Origin of the sequence: Streptomyces sp. NPDC048389 (assembly GCF_040706335.1) — a bacterium.
Lineage (GTDB): Bacteria > Actinomycetota > Actinomycetes > Streptomycetales > Streptomycetaceae > Streptomyces.
On sequence record NZ_JBEZKP010000117.1, the window covers coordinates 1 to 3,822 of the forward strand.

General features: G+C 67.7%; 6 protein-coding genes. 3 read left to right on the forward strand and 3 right to left on the reverse strand.

Features of this window, described 5'->3' with window-relative positions; translation table 11 throughout:
• Positions 1 to 172: 172 nt before the first annotated feature.
• From AB0903_RS34215 to AB0903_RS34225, 3 genes are all read right to left on the reverse strand, one after another.
• Positions 173 to 1,453: a tyrosine-type recombinase/integrase gene (locus AB0903_RS34215; protein ID WP_366708711.1), complete on the reverse strand. Its 1,281-nt coding sequence runs from the start codon at positions 1,451 to 1,453 to the stop codon at positions 173 to 175.
• Positions 1,443 to 1,694, reverse strand: coding sequence for a hypothetical protein (locus AB0903_RS34220; protein WP_366708713.1), 252 nt, complete (start codon positions 1,692 to 1,694; stop codon positions 1,443 to 1,445). Before AB0903_RS34220 ends, AB0903_RS34215 begins: the two co-directional genes overlap by 11 nt.
• A 203-nt stretch (positions 1,695 to 1,897) precedes the next feature.
• Entirely contained in the window at positions 1,898 to 2,263 is a 366-nt protein-coding gene (locus tag AB0903_RS34225; RefSeq protein WP_366708715.1) for a helix-turn-helix transcriptional regulator, read from the reverse strand.
• A gap of 266 nt (positions 2,264 to 2,529) precedes the next feature.
• Between AB0903_RS34225 and AB0903_RS34230 the strand changes: the two genes are divergently transcribed.
• From AB0903_RS34230 to AB0903_RS34240, 3 genes are all read left to right on the forward strand, one after another.
• The gene (locus AB0903_RS34230) at positions 2,530 to 2,838 is read left to right on the forward strand and encodes an XRE family transcriptional regulator (protein ID WP_366708717.1); all 309 of its coding nucleotides are present in this window, start codon (positions 2,530 to 2,532) and stop codon (positions 2,836 to 2,838) included.
• Positions 2,816 to 3,058: a hypothetical protein gene (locus AB0903_RS34235; protein WP_366708719.1), complete on the forward strand. Its 243-nt coding sequence runs from the start codon at positions 2,816 to 2,818 to the stop codon at positions 3,056 to 3,058. Before AB0903_RS34230 ends, AB0903_RS34235 begins: the two co-directional genes overlap by 23 nt.
• 89 nt (positions 3,059 to 3,147) lie before the next feature.
• Positions 3,148 to 3,657, forward strand: a complete 510-nt coding sequence (locus tag AB0903_RS34240; protein WP_366708721.1) for a hypothetical protein — start codon at positions 3,148 to 3,150, stop codon at positions 3,655 to 3,657.
• The last annotated feature ends 165 nt before the right edge of the window (positions 3,658 to 3,822 follow it).

Genomic DNA, 3,822 nt, shown 5'->3' on the forward strand with positions numbered 1-3,822 from the left:
CCATCCGCATATCTCACACGCCAGGAAATACAACCAACCGCGCCGCATCATCAGGCACTTCGAGACGGATCACCCTAACGAGCCGAAGTCAGTAACCCCGAAGAATGAGGCTCCGTGAGCGTCGGCGCGGTTGAGTGAGGGGGTCTTGTGGACTCCATGTGGACTCCGCACCTCACACTGCCTTGAGTGTTCGAACAGCGGCTGCCCGGGCGGGCTTCTCCGGAGCCATCACGGCCAGCACGTCTGCCGCCACATCCTCAGCCGAATGCTGGTAGATCCACGTCACCTTGCTGCCGCGGTCGTGGCCGAGGATGGTCTGGGCGTCCTTTTCCGGGATACCGAGATCCTTCAACCTTGTGGCGAAGACGTGCCGCAGGTCGTGCACTCGCGGCCACCACTCGGTACGGCCCGTCTCGGAGTTCGTGACCTCTCGGGCCAGGCCAGCGGCCTGAATGGCTGGGATCCACGTCCTCCGGAAGTTGTGCCGCGTGAGCACACCGCCTTGCGGGCCGCGGAAGACCAGCTCGTCCGGGTGTAGATCGCGACCGCTGCCGATCGCCGAGATGGTGCGCTTCGGTTGGAAGCGGGCCGCCATCGCGTCCAGTGCGTCGAGGGCCTGGGGGGTCAACGGGACGGTGCGGAATCCGTGGGCGGTCTTGGGTGCCGGCTGCCGGAAGAGGGTGCCCTTATCCTCGCTGAGCACTTCCTTCACCTTGAGGTGCTTTGCTTCGAGGTCGACGTTTCCCCATCGCAGGCCGGTCGCCTCGCCCCACCGCAGCCCGGTCTCCTCGAGGAAGACGAGGAGCGGCCGATACCAGATGCCAGCGTGCTTGCGGATGAGCGCGCACTGTTCCCGTGTTGGGGGCCGCAGGTCGTCCGCGTGCTTCTTCGGCGGCGTCTCGAGTTCGATCTCGGCGGCTGGGTTGAACGGGATGCGCTTCCCGTCCCGGACCGCCGCGCGCAGCATGGCGTTCAGCAGCTCGAGGACCTTGCGCCTGGTGTGGTGTCCCTTCACGTCATTGGTGAGCCATGCCTGCAGCTCCATGTACTCGAGGTCGCAGAGCCGGTACTTGCCCCACCGCGGTTCGATGTGCCGGCCCCAGTTGGACAGCTTGCGGTTGGTTGTCGTGACGCGGCGCTTCGGCTGGGCTGGCCACCACGTCTCCCACCATGCGGCGAGGGTGATCTCTCCCCGCTTCGGGTCGTTGTAGGTGCGGCGGCGGACGCGGGTCCTGATGTCGTCCAGGAAGTCTTCCGCGTCCTTCTTCTTTGGGAAGTTCTTCGACTTCTGCTTTCCTGCCGGGTCGCGGTAGCGGGCTTGCCAGGAGCCGAGGCAGTCGCGCCGCTTCCTCCGCTCGCCGTACTGGTCGGGCGGGTACGCCTCCATGCAGGGTGCGCAGCCGCACGTCTTGCTGCGGATCTGCCGTGGGTTGTTGCTCGCTCTAGGCGCCATGGGACACCTGCTCTCTCCTCGCCTGGTGGGGGATGCGGGGCAGGGCACCGACTGGGGCCCCGCACCAGCAGACTGCACCGAAGTCGGGCTGGGTGATGGCGAGTTCGGAGAGAACCGCTCGTATGACCCTGATGGCTGCGCGGCGGGGGAGGTCCTCGGGCAGGGTGATGACCTGGTGGCGCGCGTCGTAGGGCTGAGAGCAGGCGGCGGTGAGTGGCGCGTACTGGACGCGGATGCACATACGGATTCCCCCGTAAGGGCAGGCGACAGGATGCCAGCCGCCGGGGGAGGACGTCGGCCGTGCGATCGACCGTACCCCCAGTTAGGTGAATATGCGACCAGTCTTTACGCACAACGTGCGCACATTCTGACGGGGAGTGACGGAGTCCATTTCTGTTGGACCCCCGGCCCTGGCTGGAGGTTGCACAGGGCAAAGAGGAAATCTCAGGAGCGGTTCGCGTCCCGCAGGGCCCGCATCTCGATCTCCTTCGCCCGCTGCTGGTCCGGGGTGAGCTCGCGGTACAGCTCGATGATGCGGGCCTCCGCGTCGGGGCGGAGCGGGCCGGGTGTCTCGCGGCCGGCGGCGGCGAAGATCTCGTCCTCGGTGAACTTCGGGAACTCGCGGGCGAGGGCCTGGAGGTTGGCGCGGCTGGGGCCGCGCTTCGTGCCGCGCACACCCAGGGTCCAGGAGCTGACGGTGGCAGGCGCGACGCCGACGCGGCGCGCGATCTCGGACTGCGACACCTTGTAGGTCTCGCGGAGTCTCTTGATCAACTGCGCCAGATTCTCGGCAGGCTCCTGGTCTGTCACGCGCTAAGGGTGCCCTTAGACCTTCCACTTTCGCAAGTGAAAGTGGAAGCATGGCGCGTTCTTGTGCGCCGCGTGACCTCCCCGTCACGCGCCAGTGCGCTGGGCATATGCCGACAGATTAGAACGTGCATTCGAGTGACGCCACCCGGGGCGGCTTCTCATTGAAGCTCATTACAACGGGCTTGACCTCATTGACACTGACACAGTAGAAAGTGTCAACGGCGCGGCGTCATCGCCGCACAGTCACCATCCGACGCGAGGTCTGTATGACCAACCTGGTCCGCAAGGGCGAAGGCAAGCCACTCAGAGCCGCCATGCAGCGGGCCGGCATGTCGGCGCTCGCGCTCGCGGCGGCCACCAAGCGGGTGGACGTCCGCGGGCAGGGGATCGGACCCACGACGGCGTACAAGCTCGCCGGCGCCGGGGAGAAGGGCGTCGACATATGCCGCCTGCGCACCGCATGGCTGGTGGCCACGGTCCTCCGCGAACCGCTGCAGGAGCTTTTCGACATGCCTGCAGTTTCAACCGACACAGTGGAAAGGTCTACCCCCCATGGCGACCCAGACCCTCGCTGAACGCGTGGACATCCTCCGCCCCACCGGAGTGACCCCGCTTCTCACCACCGCCCAGCTCATGGCCCGCTACGGCGTCTCCAACTGGACGGTCAACGAGTGGGTCAAGAACGGCTGCCCGCTCGAGCCGACGGCCTTCCGCGGCCGGCGCTTCGACCTCGACAGGGTCCGCGCCTGGCACGCGGCCCAGCAGGCCGACGAACCGAGACTCGCCTCCGCCTGACCCCGCACATAAGTCGGGGCCGCCCGGACCCGGCACGGTCCGCGACAGCCCCTACGGATCACCTCACCCCGTGAGAAATGAGGATCACCGTGAGCACTGAGAGTACCGAACCCGCCCGCACCACCGATCACATGGCCGGAGTCGAGGCCCTGGAGAGCGGCGCCTTTCGGGTCGGGCGTCTGGTTCGCGAGCTGCGCGCCGAGTGCCCCGGCCTGTGGCCGCTGATCGACCGCATCAACGCCAGCGTCTTCGCGTCCGGGTCCACCCGCCTGGAGCTCGACGTCTACGACGCCGACGCGGCCGACCAGTTGGCCGCGCACTTCGGTATCACGCTGGAGTGCTCGATGCACGCCAGCGCCATCGGTGGTGCCGGCGGCTACGTCCACACCAGGGGCACCGCCACCATCGACGACGTCACGGTCGAGGTCGCCAGCGTTGCCCTGATCGACGCGGTCGAGTGGTCCCAGCTGCAGGCCGGCGAGGACCCGTGCCACCCCTGCGGCTGCCCCAAGCGTTTCGACCGCCACGCCGACGGCTGCCCCGCGCAGACCACCCCCGTGTCGACCCTCGCCCAGGCGCACGCCGGCGGTGACCAGTGATGACAACCATCGGTATCCCGCCCCGCACCCCCGACGAGTGGGATGTTCCGCCCGCCCGCCTGTCCGCTGGCATGGCCGCCCTGGTGGAGCGGCAGCGCGAGCTCCACGCCGCCGAGCTCGAGCAGCAGTGCGCCGAGCTGCGCGCCCACGCCCGCCGGCACCTCG